Raw genomic sequence first — 17,780 nt, 5'->3', positions numbered from 1 at the left:
CTATAGTAGTCAATTTGAACAACTAGACAATATAATTCCAACCGAAAGGATCTTCGATTTCGCCGTAGCGTAGCGCATTTAAATAGCTCAGTACCTTGTTAGCAAACTCGCGACCTTCTACCGGAGGTAGATGATAGTCATTTCCTTCAAATCCGATACTTGAAATATGGGTGATGGTAGCTGCGGTCCCGGCAGCAAATGCTTCGGATACCGTTCCGTTTTCGATACCTTCAATTAATTCTTGCACCGACACCTTGCGCTGTTCCGCCTTATAGCCCCATTTTTCCGCTAATTCCATAATCGTGCGACGGGTCACACCATGTAGTATTGTATCACCATGCGGGGTGATAATGGAATCCCCGATGCGGAAAATCAGGTTCGCTGTGCCCGCCTCCTCAATGTACCTATGCTCTTTTGCGTCGGTCCACATAATTTGGTCGTATCCAGCATCGTTGGCCAGTTGGGTAGGGTACAAGGATAGGGCGTAATTACCAGCATTTTTAGAAAACCCTACGCCGCCTTCTGCTGCACGTGTATAATGGGTTTCTACCTTTAAACTGATTGGTTTGCTATAATAGGCTCCTACCGGGCACGTAATGATAATGAATTTATATGAAATAGAAGGATGGACACCCAGTGCCGCTTCCGTAGCAAACATAAACGGACGGATATACAACGAAGTTCCTTCTTTAGAAGGGACCCAATTTCTGTCTACATCTAATAATTTTTTTAATCCACCCAAGAAAATTTCTTCAGGCACTTCAGGCATTTGTAGGCGTGAAGCTGATTTGTTGAAGCGTTCCCAGTTTTTTTCGGGACGGAAAATACTCACGGTACCATCAGCAAATTTGTATCCTTTAACCCCTTCAAAGATGGCCTGCCCGTAGTGCAGTGCCGACATGGATGGGCTAACAGTCAAATCACCATAAGGTAGAATGCTGACGTCAGTCCATTCACCATCATTGTATTCAGCGACCAGCATGTGGTCTGACATGATTTGTCCGAATGTTAAATTGTTAAAGTCTACCTGCGAGAGTCGTGATTGTTGCGTTGGCTCTACGCGAATTGAAAGTTGTTCTGTCGCGCTCATTTCTATTCTAGTTATAAAGTACGCAATTTATGAAAAAGATTATGAGTTGACACATTCTAATTGCTGATTTTTTTTTGAAAGTGTCTGTATTCCATATTCAGTGGATATCAACAAGCTTCATAGTCGTTGGTAATATACCTAAACAAGAAGTTTTTTTTATTTCTAGGGGTAACAATTCCGAACTGTCCTTGATATATCAATAAGTCTGATAGGATGAAAAACTACAGCCTCCTTATCTAGATCGGGCAGGCATCTGTTTAGAGAAGTTGACATATGCAGATGGACGGTAATTAAAAACTTAAAACTAAAAGGTATGAAGAAAATTTTACTTGCTTTAATGTTAATTGGAATTACAATTTTAGCACAGGCACAGGTAAATTCCTCTAAGGGAGATTTGCAAATCGGTGTACAAGGGGGTGTGAGTATTCCCATTGGAACGTACAAATCAGTAGGTGAAACCAAAATAGGCTACTTTTCTGGTTTTTTTCTCGATAAATATTTTAAGAGCAACACGTTCGGTTTAGGTGTGGATGCACGCTATCTATCACATGGTGCTGCTAAGCAAGATACCCTCTTTTTCACAAATGGTTATCTGAGTACAAACTACCAAAAAAGTAAATTTGTGAATTATTTCATCGGAATAGGACCTACCTATAAATATGAGAAAAACCACTTCCAACTTGAAATTTATGTAAAAGGAGGCGTCATGCAGCAGCAGTTTCCAGAATATGCCAGATCACTCTACTACGAGGATAATATGCTATTCCCCTTTACAATGGATGTGAAAAATACAGCTAATGATTCGACCAATAAAGCAATAACTTGGGCTGGCGTTGGGGGGATGCGGTTTAATTATAAATTGAACCCACATCTTGCACTCTTTGCGAACGTGGATTATTTACAGTCTTTCGGTTCTAACTTCAGTGGTAAAAATAGCCAGTTCACCGTAGAAGAACATGTAGAGCACAATCCGATCGCCTCAGATACGGAGGTGAAAAGTTTCCTAGATCATTACGAAGAGCGGAAAATGATGACTTCCACGCTTCATCAAAGTGTGAATATTGGTATTGGTGTGAAATATATCTTTGGGATAAAAGCTACACCAAAAGCTAATGTAGAACCCGCTGCGCATTACGACGATATGGTAAAGAGAGCGGACAAAGGACTACAGATAGTCGTGAAAGATAAGCAGACGAATTTAGCATTAAGCGGTGTGACGGTCTCCGTGAGAGGGCTCAATGTGGAAGAAACTTCAGTAAGTGATGCGAATGGCCAAGCAGCGCGAATTTCGGAAGTAATTCCCGGAAAATATGAGGTAGTAGGGGAGAAAAACGGAATAAAGACACCGTTGCTCATCTTGACAGAGGAAGATTTTAAATCACCCTCCAGTATACTATTTAAAGAAATCTATCATGATGATCCACGCTTCACATTAATCGGCGAAACCTTTGACTGTACGCTCGAAAAAAATACGGCAGGAGTCAATACCGTATTAACCAATAACAACTCAAAATCTAATGTATCCCAGATATCGGATGGGGAGGGTAAATTTATTTACCAGTTAGAACAAAATGGAGAGTTCTCTGTTGTAGCTAATCAGGCAGGTAAATACTCACAGACGGAAATAGTGAGTACCAAGGGGCTGGATCGTAGTCAAACACTGTATGTGACATTGAAGTTGGGTGTCTGCGATCTGATAGCAGGGGAAGAGTGGGTGTTGAAGAATATTCATTATGATTTTGATAAGAGTACTATTCGGTTGGATGCAGCAATTATACTCGATAACGTCGTTTCCATACTTCAACAAAATCCCACACTGCAGATTGAATTATCATCACATACCGACAGTAGAGGTAACGATGACTACAATCAGAAGCTATCGCAAAGAAGAGCTGACGCGGCTGTACACTATTTAATTAGTCGTGGTATCGCGAAAGACAGATTGATCGCAAAAGGGTACGGAGAGGGTAAGTTGATGAATCATTGCGAGAATAATATCAATTGCTCTGAAGCAATGCATGAACAGAACAGGAGAACTGAAATTAAAATATTAGCGCTGTAGTCGCGAATTTCAACTGTGGACGTATACATTAAAAAGCTAACTAACATACACTGTTATGAATAATCAGAAAAATAAAGGGAGATCGCCCAAAAGACCACAAGGACTCTTCAGGTTTATTATCGGATATTTTGTTTTTCTTTATAAAATATCCCGTCCCTAACGCTTCGATCGTGTATATAAAAAGAGCGCTGGGATAAGTAGCAAGACTACTAACAAACTACAGTAAAAGAATAGGTTTGAAGATTTCTTCAGACCTATTTCGTTGTTTACCCCCGCATAGTTGATGTTTGCCCAATACCATGGATTTCCTTCTCTGTCAGAGGCTGTCGCTAAGAAGGTTCTCTTTGCTTTTCCTAATGCCTCCATAGGATAACCTGTTGCAGATAACTGTTCATAGAAAGAAGCCGTAAGGGATAGCATCATTTCATCATTTGCAAACCAATAGGTGGAAATAACAGAAGGAACTCCTCTACTCAAAAATACCCGATGTATACTTTCTGTCCCTTCAGAGGGTAACGGTTTTCCCGTCCCGGTATTACAGGCGGAGAGAAAGACAAGAGGTGTATTCATTTCATAGTAAGCTAGTTGATTGGTCGATATCCTGTTTTTAAGGTAGATGCAGGGTTCTTTGTCTTCTTCCAATATAGCATGTGCAGCAATATGAATGATATGCTGAGAAGAAAACTTCTCGGATAGCACCGAATCATGTTGCTCTTCAGGATCTATTATTTGAGATAGAAATTTATTGGCTATATTCTTTACCTCTTCTTTTACAAAATGAAGGTTCGGTAGCGGAGGTTGGTATTCCGACCGGTGTAAAATGGAAACAGAAGTAGCGGATACCTTATTATTTGACAGAATATCGAATAGTAAGAAGGAATTGAGGTAAGAAAAGTTGTGTTTCTCGACGAGGAAGCCCGAATTCCACAAAGCATCAAAGGGCAGTCCGTGAAATAAACCATCTAAGGACAGAAAAATGTTGGGTTTTGTTCGTGCAATAGCAGGGAGTAGGATTTCCGTTATTTTATTGGCCTCTTTTTTGTAACTGGCCGGAGACAGATTGTAGCTGTTTGGTGTATCTCCAAAATATGTTTTCTTAAATTTTTCAATTTGGGTAAGGAGATCTTTATCGCTCACTTTTTTATAGACAATTTGCTGGTTAACGACACCGAGAACCGTTAGGGTGCTGTCTTGGTGAATAAAATAACTATAGCAATCGTAATTTTCGTTTTTAAGTGTTTTAATAAATTCTTTTTGTGTTATGGGGGAGCTGATTTTTTCGAAGTATTTTTCGGACAACTGAAATTCAAGCAGCGATTTTTTGATGTTTTGCTGTAGCTGAACCCGACGTTCATAATTATCTACCTCACCTAACTCTTGGTACGATGTTCGAATAGACTGAATAGCATTTCTCAAATCTCCATCCTGTGAAGACCATTTTTCCGACCGATTAATTTCAGTGATCAACATTCTGGCTTTGCCTAATTCTATACACCACAACATGGTTTCAAGTGTCATGTTATCATTTGGCTCTATTTCTAATTTTTGCTCACAAAGCGTTATCGCGCTCTCAATGAGATTTTTATGCCAGATGTTATTTTTTAGTTGATTTTCTTTGCTGACAATAAGCTGTTGTGTACGATAGTCATTTTCGATCGCCCATTGATAATAAGCGATAGCTGAATCTAGCCTATGGAGCAACGCATAACAATCCCCGATTTTAGCTAAGGCTTGGGTATAGGTGTAATCTAACTGATACTTATCGGTAGCAGAAAAATAAATTAATACTTGCTTGTACTTACTGAGGGCTTTCTCGGGCTCGCTATTGGAGTAGTAAACAGTTGCGAGCTCAAGTTGCAGCTTGGCTTTCTCTCGTAATTTGTGGACGGGAAAGGTTTCTTCCAGTATTTTTAGGGACGTTTCTAGAGGTCGCTTACTCGATGATAAACGGCCTGCCATACTGAGAGCGTTGGTATACCATAAAATGGTATCTCCTGTCAATGTTATTTTCTCAAATTCTTCTAGGGCTTTTCGATTATATATTTTACAGCTATCGATCTTATCCTCGCTCCAATAGATCGAAGTCAATGTATTGTAAAGTAGAGGTTTTAACGGCGGGTTGGTTCGGAGTATGGCTAAAATAACTGATTTTGCTTTCGATGGATGGTTGTCATAAATGTACGCATTGGCTAGATTGTTAGTGAAAGAACTTAAGTTTTGCGAAGTTTTCACTGTCCTGATCGACTGCTCTAGGAGAGAAATAGCCTTTTTGTTGTCATCAATACGTATATAGAGGTTTGCTAGGGGCATAACGATATCATTGTCTATATCGGTATCTGGCAATGTATAGATCTTCGTCGCTTGAAATGCTTTTTCATAATACTTAATACTCTGCATGATATCCGCATGTTCACGCAGCAGATACCCCATACTGGAAAGTATATATACGTACAATTCCTGTTGGTAGGTAGTCTCGGGGGTGTTTGGAATGATGTTGTAAAACGAATCCGGATTAGCGATAAGTTTTTCGGGTTGTCCTTCGACGATATCTGCTATTTGTTCGTATAGTTTATCCGTAGGTACTATATTGCCAGTATCAGCAGTTGTTTTGTGATACGCAACATTCTCCAGACTATCCGCGTTAGGAGCGATATCGCTAGAGGTCTGACGAGGTGAACAGGCTACGGCCGACAATAGCACCGTTACGATTACCGAGAGCATCAACAGCCATGCGTGTTTTACAACAATTCCTGCAACCATCTAAAATCTCCAAATACCATAAATACCGGCATTTGCCTTTTGATGGGTATCGTATGCTATCCGAATTCCCAGCGCCGGCCCCAGATACACACGTCCAACGTTTATGTCCCAAAATGGATTGATCTTAATCGGGCTCATTTTATCCTTTTCGACGTCACTTGGTAGTACAACCTGACTAATTTCCCCGTTAGCGGTTACCGTATTATAGCTGACCGATTCTTCATTCTTTAGGTTGAGGTCGGTGCGAAGGCTAACACCTGCCCCTGTAGACAAGAAGCTGTTGATATTGATTCGGATTTGCACGGGTACCTGTATTGTCATAAAACTCTTGTTGCTATTTCGTTCATAGGACGTATATTTGGCCTCCGTATTTCTTCCATTTTCATCGAGGTACTGCACTACGCCTTCTTCAACTATTGATTGTGCAGCTTCTTCTTTATAATAAGAGGTGTAAACCTCTGCCTGCCAGTACGGCTTTCTGTATGGAGCTATGGGAGCTATACCTAAACCGATCTGAATCCCAGGTTTAAATTTGTATTGAATATCGTTTTTCGTAGGTGTGCCGAAAGTTCTACTCGCGCCAACGGTTACTAAAGGGGAATATATCCTTCTGAATCGAGAAGTCGCATTATTCGTTTTTATCGGTGGATTTTTATCAAAGTAGATATTTGTATAGGATTTGAAGGCTTTATTTTTTAGTTTTTTATCTGTTTGCACGGTAAACAGGATGAAACCTTTTGTGCTATCTTGGTCAGTAATATCTGCCGCGCCTGTTCCGGGTAGCGAAATATCTTTAAAATGAAAGGTCAGTGTTCCGTCCTCTTTAATGTCGTATTGATAGCATCCGCGTGCATTTGTTGTTAAACAAGAATCACATTTTGGATAAAGGGACTGCAATTTAAAGGTTTTTAAATCCACCTCTGCGGGTAAAAACATTTCCAGACGTATGTTTTTCGCATCACCTTCACCATCGTTTTGAAACTGCACTTTATAGGTTAATTCCTTGTTCTTTTTTTGAAAGCGATAATTCATACGCGCGGGACGAATGGACATTTTGTTCGGATCATGTGATTTTACGACGGGTACATCCAGCTGATGCACGTTGGCAATCCCATCTTCCGGTATAAAAACACCGGTAATTGTCACGATGGCGTTGGTATCCACAAGCATATCCTCGGTAATATCCAGGTTTATGAGTGAGAATTGTGTTTCACTTTGGCTTCCGTCAATTTCATAGGTCGCTAGGCTATTATAGGCCATATGCAACTCCGAAAAATAGGCTATGGCTTCACTGGACGACGAAAACGTCTTCTGCTCTTTGATTCCGTAATCCGGACTCCCCGTTTTGGTAAATGTCGACTGCTTCACGTTCGCCCAAAGGCTGTTTATTTCCTTGTTGTGTAATATACTATCTACTCTTTCATTATAATACTTGCTCTGGCCCGCTAACATAAAGCCATCCAAACCCGCTGCTTTTTCGTTCGTGAGAAGGAGCACTTTGCCTTTTTTACCGTTTGTATTTACACCGACTACGAGCGCCATGTCCTCCCCGGGCTTCGCATCCGAATTCTTAAACAGTTGGAATATGCCATTTGACGTAAAGAAACTTTCTTCAAATGGGGACGATGAAGTATCGCGCGATGCAATAGCAGAACTAACAGTTACTTTTTTCTTCGGTCTCTTCGGTTTTCTCCCGTCATCGTAGTTGTTTACCGCATATACGGTAACTTCATAATCCCCGACTTTTTGATATTGGTGGATTGGCTCTGCTGCCGTGCTGAAATGTCCGTCTCCGAAATCCCAAAGATAAGTGTAGAACGGAGCTCTGCCTCCCGGTACCTGTACGAGCGGCCTTAGTGCCGATTTAAAAGCTATTTTGTTGCCTATTATATCGGTGTGAATAACGCTAACAAAGGTGTCTTGTTCTATTAGCGAAGAGTCAACCTGAGCCACAGATAGGTGTGGGATTAATAATAAATATAAGGCAGTAAACCAATAGTTCATAATCTGTAAGGTTAATTATCTATCTAAAATAATTAAAATAATCTAATTATGCGTATTTTTACTAAAGATAAGCCAATTAACAATGCATTTAGATCAACGATATCTTGCCTACTTAAAACATAATGATAGAACGGGCATCGATAAAATATATAAAAATTATGCAAAGAAAGTCGTCGCTATGATTAGCTACAATAGTGGCAGCGAGGACGATGGCTACGATATTTTTCAAGAGGCGTTGGTCGATATCTATTATATGGCCAAAGACAAAGATTTCCAGCTCACCACTTCTTTTGAAAATTTCTTGTTGATGGTTTGTAAGCGCAAATGGCTGAATGTCTTGAAAAAAAGTCAGCAGATGCAGGTAACAAAGTCAACGGAAGATTTATTTCATATTGAGGATGAATCAGCAAAGCAAATAGCAGAGTCGGTTCAACAGGTTGAAAGGGAAAATATGGTGATGCACTTGTTAGACACCCTTGGTGAGCGTTGTCAAGAGATTATTCGACGTTGTATGAAGGAAAAACATCAGGAGCAGATTGCTGAATCTCTAGGTATTACGTATGCCTATCTCCGAAAGAAGAAAAGTGAATGCATGGCAAGCTTGATAGCCAAGGTTAAGGCGCATCCCTATTTTAATGGGAAGGAAGATTTTTAAGTAATTGATTGAGTTTAATGAACTAGATGATGAAAACCCGAGAAGAGAATATTCAGGATTATATCGACGGACTTTTAAAAGGGGAAGAGTTGATCGCTTTTGAGACCCAACTTGCTATTGATGGGCAATTGAGAGAAGATCTCAGTCTGCAGCAGGAAATTCAATCGATTCTTGCCCAAAGAATAAACAATAGTGAGCATGAATTACGAGATAGTCTTCGTAAGGCTGAGCAGACCGTTAGAAGTCCGAAAGGAAAAAATAAGAGTAAACCTCTATATCGAGTTCTTATTCCTTTGTTAGCTGCCGCCTGCATCCTCATTGTTTTCAAACTGTTTTACAACCCCTCTGCTGGATTTTATCAACTACCCATAATGGAATCAGAAATCGTTAGAGGAGCAGCGGAGAATGGAAAATATGAGGATGCGGTGAACGCGTTTAATAGTCAGTCTTTTGGACAAGCGCGAGAAATTTTGGAACAACTTCTGCATAGTGATTCGTTAAATGTACAATATAAGTACTACCATGCACTCACCTATTATGGTGAAGAGAACTGGGCTGAATCGATTGCTAAATTAGAACCTATTGCGAAAGGCGAATCGGTATTCGCAAGAGAATCGTCTTATTATTTAGCGATAGCATACACGAAAGAAAATAAAAATGAGGAGGCCATCTCCTTACTTCAACAAATTGAGGAAGATGATGAATTGGGAAGAAAAGCTGGCAAATTGTTGAAGGAGCTGCAGTAGAAGAACATTAAACGGTTTTTATAATCTGGAGCAAAGGCTCTAGATATTCTCTACTGTTGGCTAGACGGGGAACTTTATTTTGTCCGCCTAATTTACCGCGGGATTTCATCCAGGTGTAGAAGGTATCAACGGGAGCATTATGTACCAGTGGCGGATTTAATGCCATGTTTTTATACCTCTTAGCGTCATAATCCGAATTTATCTCCCTTAGGGTATTGTCCAGAATTTTGCAAAATTGATTAAAATCATTCGGTTGTTTGTCAAACTCGACTACCCACTCATGTGCGCCGGCTTCGGCCTCCCTAAAATAAATAGGTCCAGCAGTATAATCTTTTACACAAGCCCCTGTTGCTGCACATGCGGCTTCCAGAGCCTTTTCGGCATTGTCAACTATTACCTCTTCTCCAAATGTGTTGATGTATTGTTTGGTACGACCTGATACTTGAATGCGATACGGAGATAAGGAAGTGAATTTAATGGTATCCCCAATTTTGTAGCGCCATAGTCCGGCATTTGTTGAAATAATGAGTGCGTATTGTTTCCCTAATTCGACTTCACTGAGTTGTAACGTTTGGGGATCTTCCTCTTCCAAATGCTCTACAGGAAGGAACTCATAGTAAATACCATAATCGAGCATCAACAGCAGATCTTCCGAATCAGATTGGTCCTGAATACCGAAATAACCCTCTGATGCATTGTAATTTTCGAGATAATACATGTCAGGAGAGGGGATGAGTGTTTTAAACTGTTCTCGATAAGGTTTGAAACTCACACCGCCATGTCCGTAGAACTCCAGGTTAGGCCATACTTCCAACAGGTTGCTTTTTCCGGTAATCTCCAGGATACGCTTCGCCATAACAATATTCCAAGTAGGAACACCGGCTAAACTCGTAACATCTTCTTGACTAGTAATCTGTGCAATTTGTTCGATTTTTTCTTCGAAATTGGGGTTTAACGTTACTTCCAATTGCGGTGTGCGTCTGAATTCTACCCAAGATGGTAGGTTACGGAGCAGGATAGAAGATAAGTCGCCAGAATAGGAGTCTGGACTAAAATTGCTAATTTGCGAGGATCCCCCGATAACGACCGTCTTTCCGGTAAAGAGTTTGTTTTCTGGTCTGTTGTGGCAATATATAGACAGCATATCTTTCCCCCCTTGGTAATGACATTCTTCCAGGGCTTCCATACTCACTGGAATAAATTTACTTCGATCTGATGTAGTGCCTGATGATTTAGCAAACCATTTAATATCCGAAGGCCAAAGAATATTTTGCTCACCTTTTATCATCCGATCAACATACACTTTGATGTCATCATAATCCTGAATGGGTACACGCTGTCTAAATTCTTCTGGCGTGAGAATACTTTTATAGTCGTATTTTTTACCCCATTCTGTCGCTTCGGCCGTTGATATCAAACTTTGAAACCACTCTTCCTGAACATCATGGGGGTGCTTCATAAAAAGCTCAATCTGATGAATGCGCTTTTTCAGAATCCAAGTGAATAGTGAATTGAGTATGGCCATAGCTAATATCTATTCAAAAATAATTATAGTTTTTTCCGACGTAGGACGAAGTTTTGACCGAGATAAAACTTACGTGCGAGTTCACTGTCCGCAATTTCTTCGGGCGTGCCCGTTAACATAATTTTTCCTTCGGCAAGCAAATAAGCTCTATCGGTGATAGATAAGGTCTCCTGTACATTGTGATCGGTAATCAACACACCAATGTTCTTTGCTTTTAATTTTGCAACGATGGACTGGATCTCCTCCACCGCTATCGGATCCACTCCGGCAAAAGGTTCATCCAATAATATAAAATGAGGATTGGCACCCAAAGCACGGGCAATCTCTGTACGCCGCCGCTCTCCTCCTGAAAGGAGGTCGCCACGATTTTTCCGTACCCGATGTAAGCTGAATTCCGTTAGCAATTCCTCTAGTTTAGCCAATCGCTCTTCTTTATCGGGATAATGTATTTCCAGAACGGCAAGAATATTATTCTCAACGGATAATTTTCGGAAAACCGAGGCTTCTTGTGCCAGATATCCTATTCCTTTTTGAGCGCGTTGGTACATGGCGTCCTTGGTAATCTCTTCATCGTCCAAAAAAACCTGGCCATTATTGGGTTTAATCAATCCTACGATCATGTAAAATGAAGTAGTCTTCCCTGCGCCATTTGGACCGAGTAGACCCACAATCTCACCTTGCTCCACTTGAAAGGATACATCATTCACAACGGTACGTTGCTTGTATTTTTTGATCAGGTGCTGTGCTTTAAGTATCATTTATAATTGTTCGCTTAAAATACAAACTTAGATAAATTTAGCCGATTTTTTTGTTGCCAAATTATATTTTAAAATCGAATAGATTTAATGTTTAGTTGCAAGCTCTTTTTGCCTCTCCAGTTATTTTCGTCTACAGCGTAGCAAATATCAAATGGTTTACCACTATTTATGTGTTCGATGTGATCGGCTAATCCAAACCCAATGCATTCAAAAATGGATGAGCCTTCCTGATAGACAGCCATCTTAATATGATTATTTCCGACAACATAAGCCGGACCAGCAGCTTGTATATTTGTAGATAGAAAAATGGGCGAATCATTTTGGGGGCCAAACGGTTCAAATTGCTTTAAAATGCGGTAGAATTTACCTTCAATTTCATTTAATGCAATTTCTGTTTCAATTAAAACCTCCTGCTGTAGCATTTCCGGTTTTATATTTTTTTGAACGATCTCTTCAAATTTTTCTTGAAAAGAGGGAATATTTTCCTCTCGCATCGTTAATCCTGCGGCATATTTATGTCCTCCAAATTGATCTAAGAGGTGACTGCATTCGCTCAATGCTTCGTATAAGTCAAAACCGACTACCGAGCGGGCCGATCCGGCTATATGTCCATTCGTCTGCGTTAAAACAACCGTTGGACGATAGTATTTTTCCGTCAGACGTGAAGCCACTATACCGATAACTCCTTTATGCCAATCGGATTTATATAATACGGTAGACATGCGGGATTGATTTACTTCACAATTATCAATAATAGCGAGAGCCTCCTCTGTGATTTTAAGATCAAAGTCTTTACGAATGTTGTTTTGATCATCTACTGCAACGGAGAAATTTACTGCCTCTTCTACGGATTTCGATATTAACAGATTTACGGCATCCCTAGCGTGATCAATACGTCCAGCGGCATTTATGCGCGGCCCGATCTGAAATACAATATCATTTACAGTAAATATTCCAGTACGGTTGGTAGACAGCTTTATTAATGCCTGAAGACCGACACAGGGGTTGGAATTTAGTTTTTTAAGTCCGAAATGGGTCAGTATTCTATTTTCTCCGGTTATTGGTACGATATCCGAAGCAATACTCACCGCTACTAAATCCAGATACTGATAGGCTTGTTCCATGTCCATCCCATTTTTTTTGATAAAGGCTTGGATAATTTTGAAACCAATGCCACATCCAGACAATTCTTTGTAGGGGTAGGGGCAATCTGATCGTTTTGGATCTAAAACCGCGACTGCGTTAGGAATAGTATCAGCGGGCAGGTGATGGTCGCCGATTATAAAGTCAACCCCTTTGCTATTTGCATAGTCGATTTTATCCAATGCTTTAATCCCACAATCCAGCGCTATTATCAACGAAAAATCATTTGCGGCGGCATAATCGATGCCTTGTACAGAAATACCATACCCTTCGCTGTACCGATCGGGGATGTAAAACTCGATACGACTATGGAATGTTCTGAAGAAGCTATATACTACAGATACGGCCGTCGTTCCATCTACGTCGTAATCCCCATAAATAAGAATTTTTTCATTATTGCCTATGGCTTTTTCGATTCGGGTGATGGCTAAGTCCATATCCTTCATTAAGAAGGGATCATGCAAGGTCTCTAGGGTAGGTCTAAAAAATGTGCGTGCTTGTTCGAAAGTCTCAATACTGCGGTTCAGTAATAACTTGGAGATAAGTGTGCTAACCCCCAATTCATCTCGTAATTTTTCAATTTTTCTGACATCATTATTAGATTTTAGTACCCACCTTTTTTGCATATCTTTGCACACTATTTACATGTAAATATACATTTTATAGCCTTAGCTACCTAATGTGGTTGCGGTGTATTTAACGTTGTTTGGTGTAACTATCATATTTACAATATAATAAAAGATGATACAGGCACATTCCTTATTAGAGGGCTCTTTTTCAGTAAATACCTCCAAAAAATTTGTTCCATTTGATCCTTCAAAAGACGATGTAAAAGATAGACCGGGCTCCCTATTTATCGATGTTCACCCTTTTTTAATTGAATCGAGTCAGGGTCTGCTGCTTTGCGACGCAGGATTGGGTCAACGTACGGGTGAAGACGAGTTGGTCATTCACCACAATATCCGAAAGTTGGGATTTGAACCGGCAGACATAAAATATGTTTTGCTGTCCCATCTGCATAAGGATCATACCGGGGGTATGGTGGATTTTAAAAATGGTGTAGGCCGAGTGGCATTTCCCGAGGCGGAATACATCATCCAACGAGGTGAATGGGAAAATGCCTACAGCTCAGAATCGGAGTCTTATCGTACGGAGGTTTTTGATGTATTACAGCGTAGCGGAAATCTTACTTTGGTAGAAGGAGATGGTGCGTTGAATAACGAGATTAGGTACCACGTGAATGGTGCACATACGGAGTTTCATCAGGCATTTCATATCGAAACGGGGGGTGAGCATTTCTTTTTCGGGGGAGATGTTCTCCCCGAGCCTGAAGAGATCTTCCGAAGTTTCATTGCAAAGTATGATTTAGATGGTCGGCTTGCTCGTGATCTGCGGAAGCAGTATTGGGAAGAAGGAAGTGTCGAAGGTTGGGTCTATTTATTTTATCATTCCAAAAGCATAGCTATTGGTAGACCTGAGCTAAAGGATGATGGTACGTATCGAATCATCGACGCTGCCAAATAAAACCTCGTTGATTTGTAACAGCGCCAAGAGTTGGCTGTTTTCTATGGTGTGCTTAGAAAAAGAGATGCCATTTGGCGCTTTTTCGTAACTTTACAGTAATGAGATTGGATGAATCTCATGGTAATAAAAAAATTATTTCATTAAATATTGAGTTATGTCTATCGTAAGGGAGTCTGACCTCATTGGCATCGGTAAAAAGTATCAAATAGAAACGGAAGCCGGAGACCAGATGGTTGTTGTAATTCATGATGACGGCCGTCGGGAGCTGTACCGTCATGATGACGAAGAAAGTGAAACGCATTGTGTTATGACCCTGTCGGACGAAGAATCGCGTCAGGTTGCTGGCATTTTAGGGGGGCTTTCATACAAGCCCAAGGCACTTGAAACTATTGAAGTCGCATTGGACGACTTGCGTATCGAATGGTATAAGGTAGAGAAGTCAAATGACGGTGTAAATAAAAGTATCGGTGAGTTGGGGGTTCGTCAGCATACCGGTGCCTCGATCATTGCGGCGATTCGCGAGGATGAGACCATTATCAATCCGGGGCCAGATTATGTTATCGTACCCGGTACCACCTTAGTCGTAGCCGGTAAACAAAAGAATATTAAACTGTTAAAAGAAATATTGCTATAGAATGACCCATATTATTATTTTAGAAATAGGTATTGCAGTATTACTTGTTGCGCTGGTTGGATTATTAGCCAATCGCCTTCGTTTTTCTGTCATTCCATTTTTTATAGTAATAGGTATGTTGCTGGGGAATGAGAAATGCCCAACGTTTATTACGTACGCGTTGAGTCAAATTAATAATCCTTCGCTAACTGCAGACTTTAACGCAATGTGGTCGTTCTTCACCTTTGCCGAGAGCAAACCTTTTATAGAATTTATGGGCCGCCTTGGGGTCTTGTTTTTGTTATTTTATCTCGGTTTAGAGTTCTCTGTTGGTCGCCTCGTGAAATCAGGGAAATCGATTGTCACCGGTGGCACGCTTTACGTACTCATTAATTTTTTCTCAGGTTTGTTTATTGGATGGTTGATGGATCTTCCGTTCAAGGAATTGATGGTATTGTGTGGCTTAATGACGAGCTCTTCTACAGCGATAGTTGCTAAGGTGTTGACTGACCTAAAGCGGACTGCTAACGCGGAAACAGAAGTTATTATGGGAATGATCATGTTTGATGATTTATTTATAGCCATGCACATATCGTTTCTTTCGGGATTGATTCTTACAGGTGGTACCTCTTTTATTGCTGTGGCAGGGACGTCATTTTTAGCATTAGGCTTTATTCTTACCTTCTTGATTTTCGGACGGAAGCTTATTCCATCCATAGACAAATTGCTGCAGGATAAATCCTCAGAATTGTTTATCCTGATCATTTTTAGTTTGCTATTTGTAATAGCGGGCTTTTCAGAGACCATCCATGTAGCTGAGGCGATTGGTGCTTTAATGGCGGGCCTAGTCTTTGCAGATTCCAAATACATCAAAAAAATTGAAGCGATGGTATTACCTTATAAAGATTTCTTTGGGGCGATGTTCTTCTTCAGCTTTGGCCTTTCCATTGATATCTACACCCTTGGTGGGGCAGTAGGTTGGGCAGCTTTAGCTGCAATAGTTACTGTAATAGGAAACGTCGCTTCGGGTTATTTTGCTGCACGTTTTTCGAAGTTGAAACCACGAACGTCTTTGGATATCGGATTCACTTTGTCTGCAAGAGGAGAGTTTTCGATTATCATGGCCAATATCGGAAAGGCTGGAGGGCTGCTTCCTGTAATACAGTCTTTTGTCGTGGTATATGTATTGACGCTTTCCATAATATCTCCGCTTCTAACGAAAGAGTCCCGCAACATTTGGAACGGGCTATTTGGTAAAAACACCACTCCTTCCAAACCTCAAAAAACGCTTAGTGATTTGGAAGCGAGTGTGATAGAGAAAAATTAAAGCAGACCGAGATCCAGTTTTGCTTCTTCCGTCATCATATCTTTTGTCCATGGTGGATCAAACGTCAGTTCTACCAAAGACTCATTTACACCTTCTATGGAAGCAACTTTACGTTGTACTTCGTCCATTATTTCGCCAGCGACCGGGCAGCCCGGGGCAGTTAAGGTCATCACTACTTTAGCAATACCACCTTCTTTCGTGATGATCTCGTATACCAAACCCAGATCTACGATGTTTGCTGGTTTTAATTCGGGATCGTATACGGTTTCCAATATTTCCTGGATCTGAGGTGCTAGACCTAATTTATCTAAAATTATAATGCTCATGATTGTTTCGCGTTTAAAATAACATCTTTATAGATAGCAATAAGCTTGCTCATATTTTGTGCCGGCGTATACTTGTCGATATACTCTTTTCGACAGTTGGCCCTTATTGAATCTTTTACGGAAATATTCAGATTTTGCCACTGATCCAAGCTAGCGATTATACTGTTTTGCTCAAATGGATTAAAATGTAATCCCGTATACAAAGGTATCACCATTTTTTCTAATATTCCAATATTGCTCGCCATTACGGGGATACCCAATGAAAAGGATTCTAGAATTGTTATAGGCATACCTTCGTAACAGATGGAAGGGACGAGTAATGCATTTGCTTCTGCAAGATGCTGTTTGATCACATCGGCTGACTGAAAGCCAAAAAAGGTAATGTTAGCAGCATTAGCTGTTAAATATTCTACTTCATTTTGTTGTGGTCCTGCTCCGAAAATCTTTAAAGAATAAGACGTAGCTTTAATCGCATTGATTAATGGTATGATTCCTTTTTCTTCTGCAAGTCGCCCAATAAATATAAAGCATTCTCCCTTTGTTTTAAATACCGGTTTAGGGTCTCCTACATAATTTCCTTTAACTACAAATTTATCGTCTGGAAGTTGCAGCGTCGAATTCAAAAAAATTGATTCGGCAAAATCTGACAGCACTATAAATTTATTTACCTTGTTAAAAGTCCCGAGCTTTTTATGGATCCAATAGGTAAATGCTACCCATAAGGATTTGAGAAAGGAATTGTCCAGCACACGTAATTTTACGGCAGTCCAGGGAAATTTTTCAGACAGGCTACGTGTAAACAAGCTATTTTTATAAAAGAGTGTGGCCGAGGGACAGATTAATCGGTAATTATGTAATGTCATGACCATCGGAATTCTACAACTTCTGATAGCGCGTAACATCATAGGGCCAGAAGCATAATGAACATTGTGTACATGAACGACATCTGGGTGAAAATCTCGTATCATACGTTTAACGCTATTAGATGCAGATAGGTTAAAAGGGTAACTTAGGAATTGTAATAAACCGCCAAAACCTGTCTTATTTTGAAAGGTTAGCTCCCTAACCTCATGATCCCTCCGAAGCGCATTAATTTCTTGGTGAAAAACCATGTCCTCACCGCCTTGATGTTGATAATAATTATGTACAACCAATATGCGCATCTGTAGTTTTTTTGTACAAACTTAGATAAATTTAGCCGACTTCTCCACTCAGAAATTAAATACTTATCTTCGCAAAACATTTGA

General features: G+C 40.3%; 14 protein-coding genes. 6 read left to right on the top strand and 8 right to left on the bottom strand.

All coding sequences use genetic code 11. The annotated features are described in order from the left end of the window. Positions 1–22: 22 nt before the first annotated feature. Positions 23–1,090 carry a branched-chain amino acid aminotransferase gene (locus FAZ19_RS13700; protein ID WP_136821320.1) on the bottom strand — a complete coding sequence of 356 codons (1,068 nt, stop codon included), beginning with the start codon at positions 1,088–1,090 and terminating at the stop codon, positions 23–25. Positions 1,091–1,403: 313 nt separating this feature from the next. Between FAZ19_RS13700 and FAZ19_RS13695 the strand changes: the two genes are divergently transcribed. Beyond that, positions 1,404–3,152 (top strand): OmpA family protein, encoded by a 1,749-nt coding sequence (locus FAZ19_RS13695; RefSeq protein ID WP_136821319.1) that lies wholly within the window; start codon positions 1,404–1,406, stop codon positions 3,150–3,152. A gap of 156 nt (positions 3,153–3,308) precedes the next feature. Here FAZ19_RS13695 and FAZ19_RS13690 read toward each other — a convergent pair whose 3' ends face one another. Next, positions 3,309–5,912, bottom strand: coding sequence for a CHAT domain-containing protein (locus FAZ19_RS13690; RefSeq protein ID WP_136821318.1), 2,604 nt, complete (start codon positions 5,910–5,912; stop codon positions 3,309–3,311). Continuing rightward, complete coding sequence (locus FAZ19_RS13685; protein WP_136821317.1) at positions 5,913–7,916, bottom strand: PKD domain-containing protein; 2,004 nt, start codon at positions 7,914–7,916, stop codon at positions 5,913–5,915. It lies immediately after the preceding gene. A gap of 82 nt (positions 7,917–7,998) precedes the next feature. Here FAZ19_RS13685 and FAZ19_RS13680 point away from each other — a divergent pair, with 82 nt between their 5' ends. Further along, positions 7,999–8,571, top strand: coding sequence for an RNA polymerase sigma factor (locus FAZ19_RS13680; RefSeq protein ID WP_136821316.1), 573 nt, complete (start codon positions 7,999–8,001; stop codon positions 8,569–8,571). Between the two features lie 26 nt (positions 8,572–8,597). Further along, positions 8,598–9,317 carry a hypothetical protein gene (locus FAZ19_RS13675; RefSeq protein WP_136821315.1) on the top strand — a complete coding sequence of 240 codons (720 nt, stop codon included), beginning with the start codon at positions 8,598–8,600 and terminating at the stop codon, positions 9,315–9,317. 7 nt (positions 9,318–9,324) lie between these two features. On the opposite strand, the gene FAZ19_RS13670 is transcribed toward FAZ19_RS13675, so the two are convergent. From FAZ19_RS13670 to recJ, 3 genes are all read right to left on the bottom strand, one after another. Continuing rightward, positions 9,325–10,842 (bottom strand): GH3 auxin-responsive promoter family protein, encoded by a 1,518-nt coding sequence (locus FAZ19_RS13670; protein WP_136821314.1) that lies wholly within the window; start codon positions 10,840–10,842, stop codon positions 9,325–9,327. Positions 10,843–10,865: 23 nt separating this feature from the next. Beyond that, entirely contained in the window at positions 10,866–11,600 is a 735-nt protein-coding gene (lptB, locus tag FAZ19_RS13665; protein WP_136821313.1) for an LPS export ABC transporter ATP-binding protein, read from the bottom strand. Positions 11,601–11,668: 68 nt separating this feature from the next. Next, positions 11,669–13,369 (bottom strand): single-stranded-DNA-specific exonuclease RecJ, encoded by a 1,701-nt coding sequence (recJ, locus tag FAZ19_RS13660; protein ID WP_136821312.1) that lies wholly within the window; start codon positions 13,367–13,369, stop codon positions 11,669–11,671. 115 nt (positions 13,370–13,484) lie between these two features. On the opposite strand from recJ, the gene FAZ19_RS13655 reads away from it, so the two are divergent. The 3 genes from FAZ19_RS13655 (at position 13,485) to FAZ19_RS13645 (ending at position 16,207) form a co-directional block, all read left to right on the top strand. After that, entirely contained in the window at positions 13,485–14,267 is a 783-nt protein-coding gene (locus FAZ19_RS13655; RefSeq protein ID WP_136821311.1) for an MBL fold metallo-hydrolase, read from the top strand. Between the two features lie 154 nt (positions 14,268–14,421). Further along, the gene (locus FAZ19_RS13650) at positions 14,422–14,901 is read left to right on the top strand and encodes a cation:proton antiporter regulatory subunit (protein WP_136821310.1); all 480 of its coding nucleotides are present in this window, start codon (positions 14,422–14,424) and stop codon (positions 14,899–14,901) included. Position 14,902: 1 nt separating this feature from the next. After that, on the top strand, positions 14,903–16,207 hold the full coding sequence (locus FAZ19_RS13645) for a cation:proton antiporter (protein ID WP_136821309.1): 1,305 nt from the start codon (positions 14,903–14,905) through the stop codon (positions 16,205–16,207). Here the strand turns inward: FAZ19_RS13645 and FAZ19_RS13640 are convergent. Next, complete coding sequence (locus tag FAZ19_RS13640; protein ID WP_136821308.1) at positions 16,204–16,533, bottom strand: metal-sulfur cluster assembly factor; 330 nt, start codon at positions 16,531–16,533, stop codon at positions 16,204–16,206. The two genes, FAZ19_RS13645 and FAZ19_RS13640, sit on opposite strands and share 4 nt — an antisense overlap. Continuing rightward, a complete protein-coding gene (locus FAZ19_RS13635) occupies positions 16,530–17,696 on the bottom strand; it encodes a glycosyltransferase family 4 protein (protein WP_136821307.1) in 1,167 nt (388 codons plus the stop codon). Before FAZ19_RS13635 ends, FAZ19_RS13640 begins: the two co-directional genes overlap by 4 nt. Between the last annotated feature and the right edge of the window lie 84 nt (positions 17,697–17,780).

It is taken from the genome of Sphingobacterium alkalisoli, assembly GCF_005049105.1.
GTDB lineage: Bacteria > Bacteroidota > Bacteroidia > Sphingobacteriales > Sphingobacteriaceae > Sphingobacterium > Sphingobacterium alkalisoli.
This window is presented reverse-complemented; position numbering and strand designations above follow the sequence as displayed.

Excerpts from the sequence above, each read along its gene's own strand:
- FAZ19_RS13700 (WP_136821320.1), bottom strand. The coding sequence starts at position 1,090 with ATGAGCGCGACAGAACAACTTTCAATTCGCGTAGAGCCAACGCAACAA.
- FAZ19_RS13695 (WP_136821319.1), top strand. The coding sequence starts at position 1,404 with ATGAAGAAAATTTTACTTGCTTTAATGTTAATTGGAATTACAATTTTA.
- FAZ19_RS13690 (WP_136821318.1), bottom strand. The coding sequence starts at position 5,912 with ATGGTTGCAGGAATTGTTGTAAAACACGCATGGCTGTTGATGCTCTCG.
- FAZ19_RS13685 (WP_136821317.1), bottom strand. The coding sequence starts at position 7,916 with ATGAACTATTGGTTTACTGCCTTATATTTATTATTAATCCCACACCTA.
- FAZ19_RS13680 (WP_136821316.1), top strand. The coding sequence starts at position 7,999 with ATGCATTTAGATCAACGATATCTTGCCTACTTAAAACATAATGATAGA.
- FAZ19_RS13675 (WP_136821315.1), top strand. The coding sequence starts at position 8,598 with ATGATGAAAACCCGAGAAGAGAATATTCAGGATTATATCGACGGACTT.
- FAZ19_RS13670 (WP_136821314.1), bottom strand. The coding sequence starts at position 10,842 with ATGGCCATACTCAATTCACTATTCACTTGGATTCTGAAAAAGCGCATT.
- lptB (WP_136821313.1), bottom strand. The coding sequence starts at position 11,600 with ATGATACTTAAAGCACAGCACCTGATCAAAAAATACAAGCAACGTACC.
- recJ (WP_136821312.1), bottom strand. The coding sequence starts at position 13,369 with ATGCAAAAAAGGTGGGTACTAAAATCTAATAATGATGTCAGAAAAATT.
- FAZ19_RS13655 (WP_136821311.1), top strand. The coding sequence starts at position 13,485 with ATGATACAGGCACATTCCTTATTAGAGGGCTCTTTTTCAGTAAATACC.
- FAZ19_RS13650 (WP_136821310.1), top strand. The coding sequence starts at position 14,422 with ATGTCTATCGTAAGGGAGTCTGACCTCATTGGCATCGGTAAAAAGTAT.
- FAZ19_RS13645 (WP_136821309.1), top strand. The coding sequence starts at position 14,903 with ATGACCCATATTATTATTTTAGAAATAGGTATTGCAGTATTACTTGTT.
- FAZ19_RS13640 (WP_136821308.1), bottom strand. The coding sequence starts at position 16,533 with ATGAGCATTATAATTTTAGATAAATTAGGTCTAGCACCTCAGATCCAG.
- FAZ19_RS13635 (WP_136821307.1), bottom strand. The coding sequence starts at position 17,696 with ATGCGCATATTGGTTGTACATAATTATTATCAACATCAAGGCGGTGAG.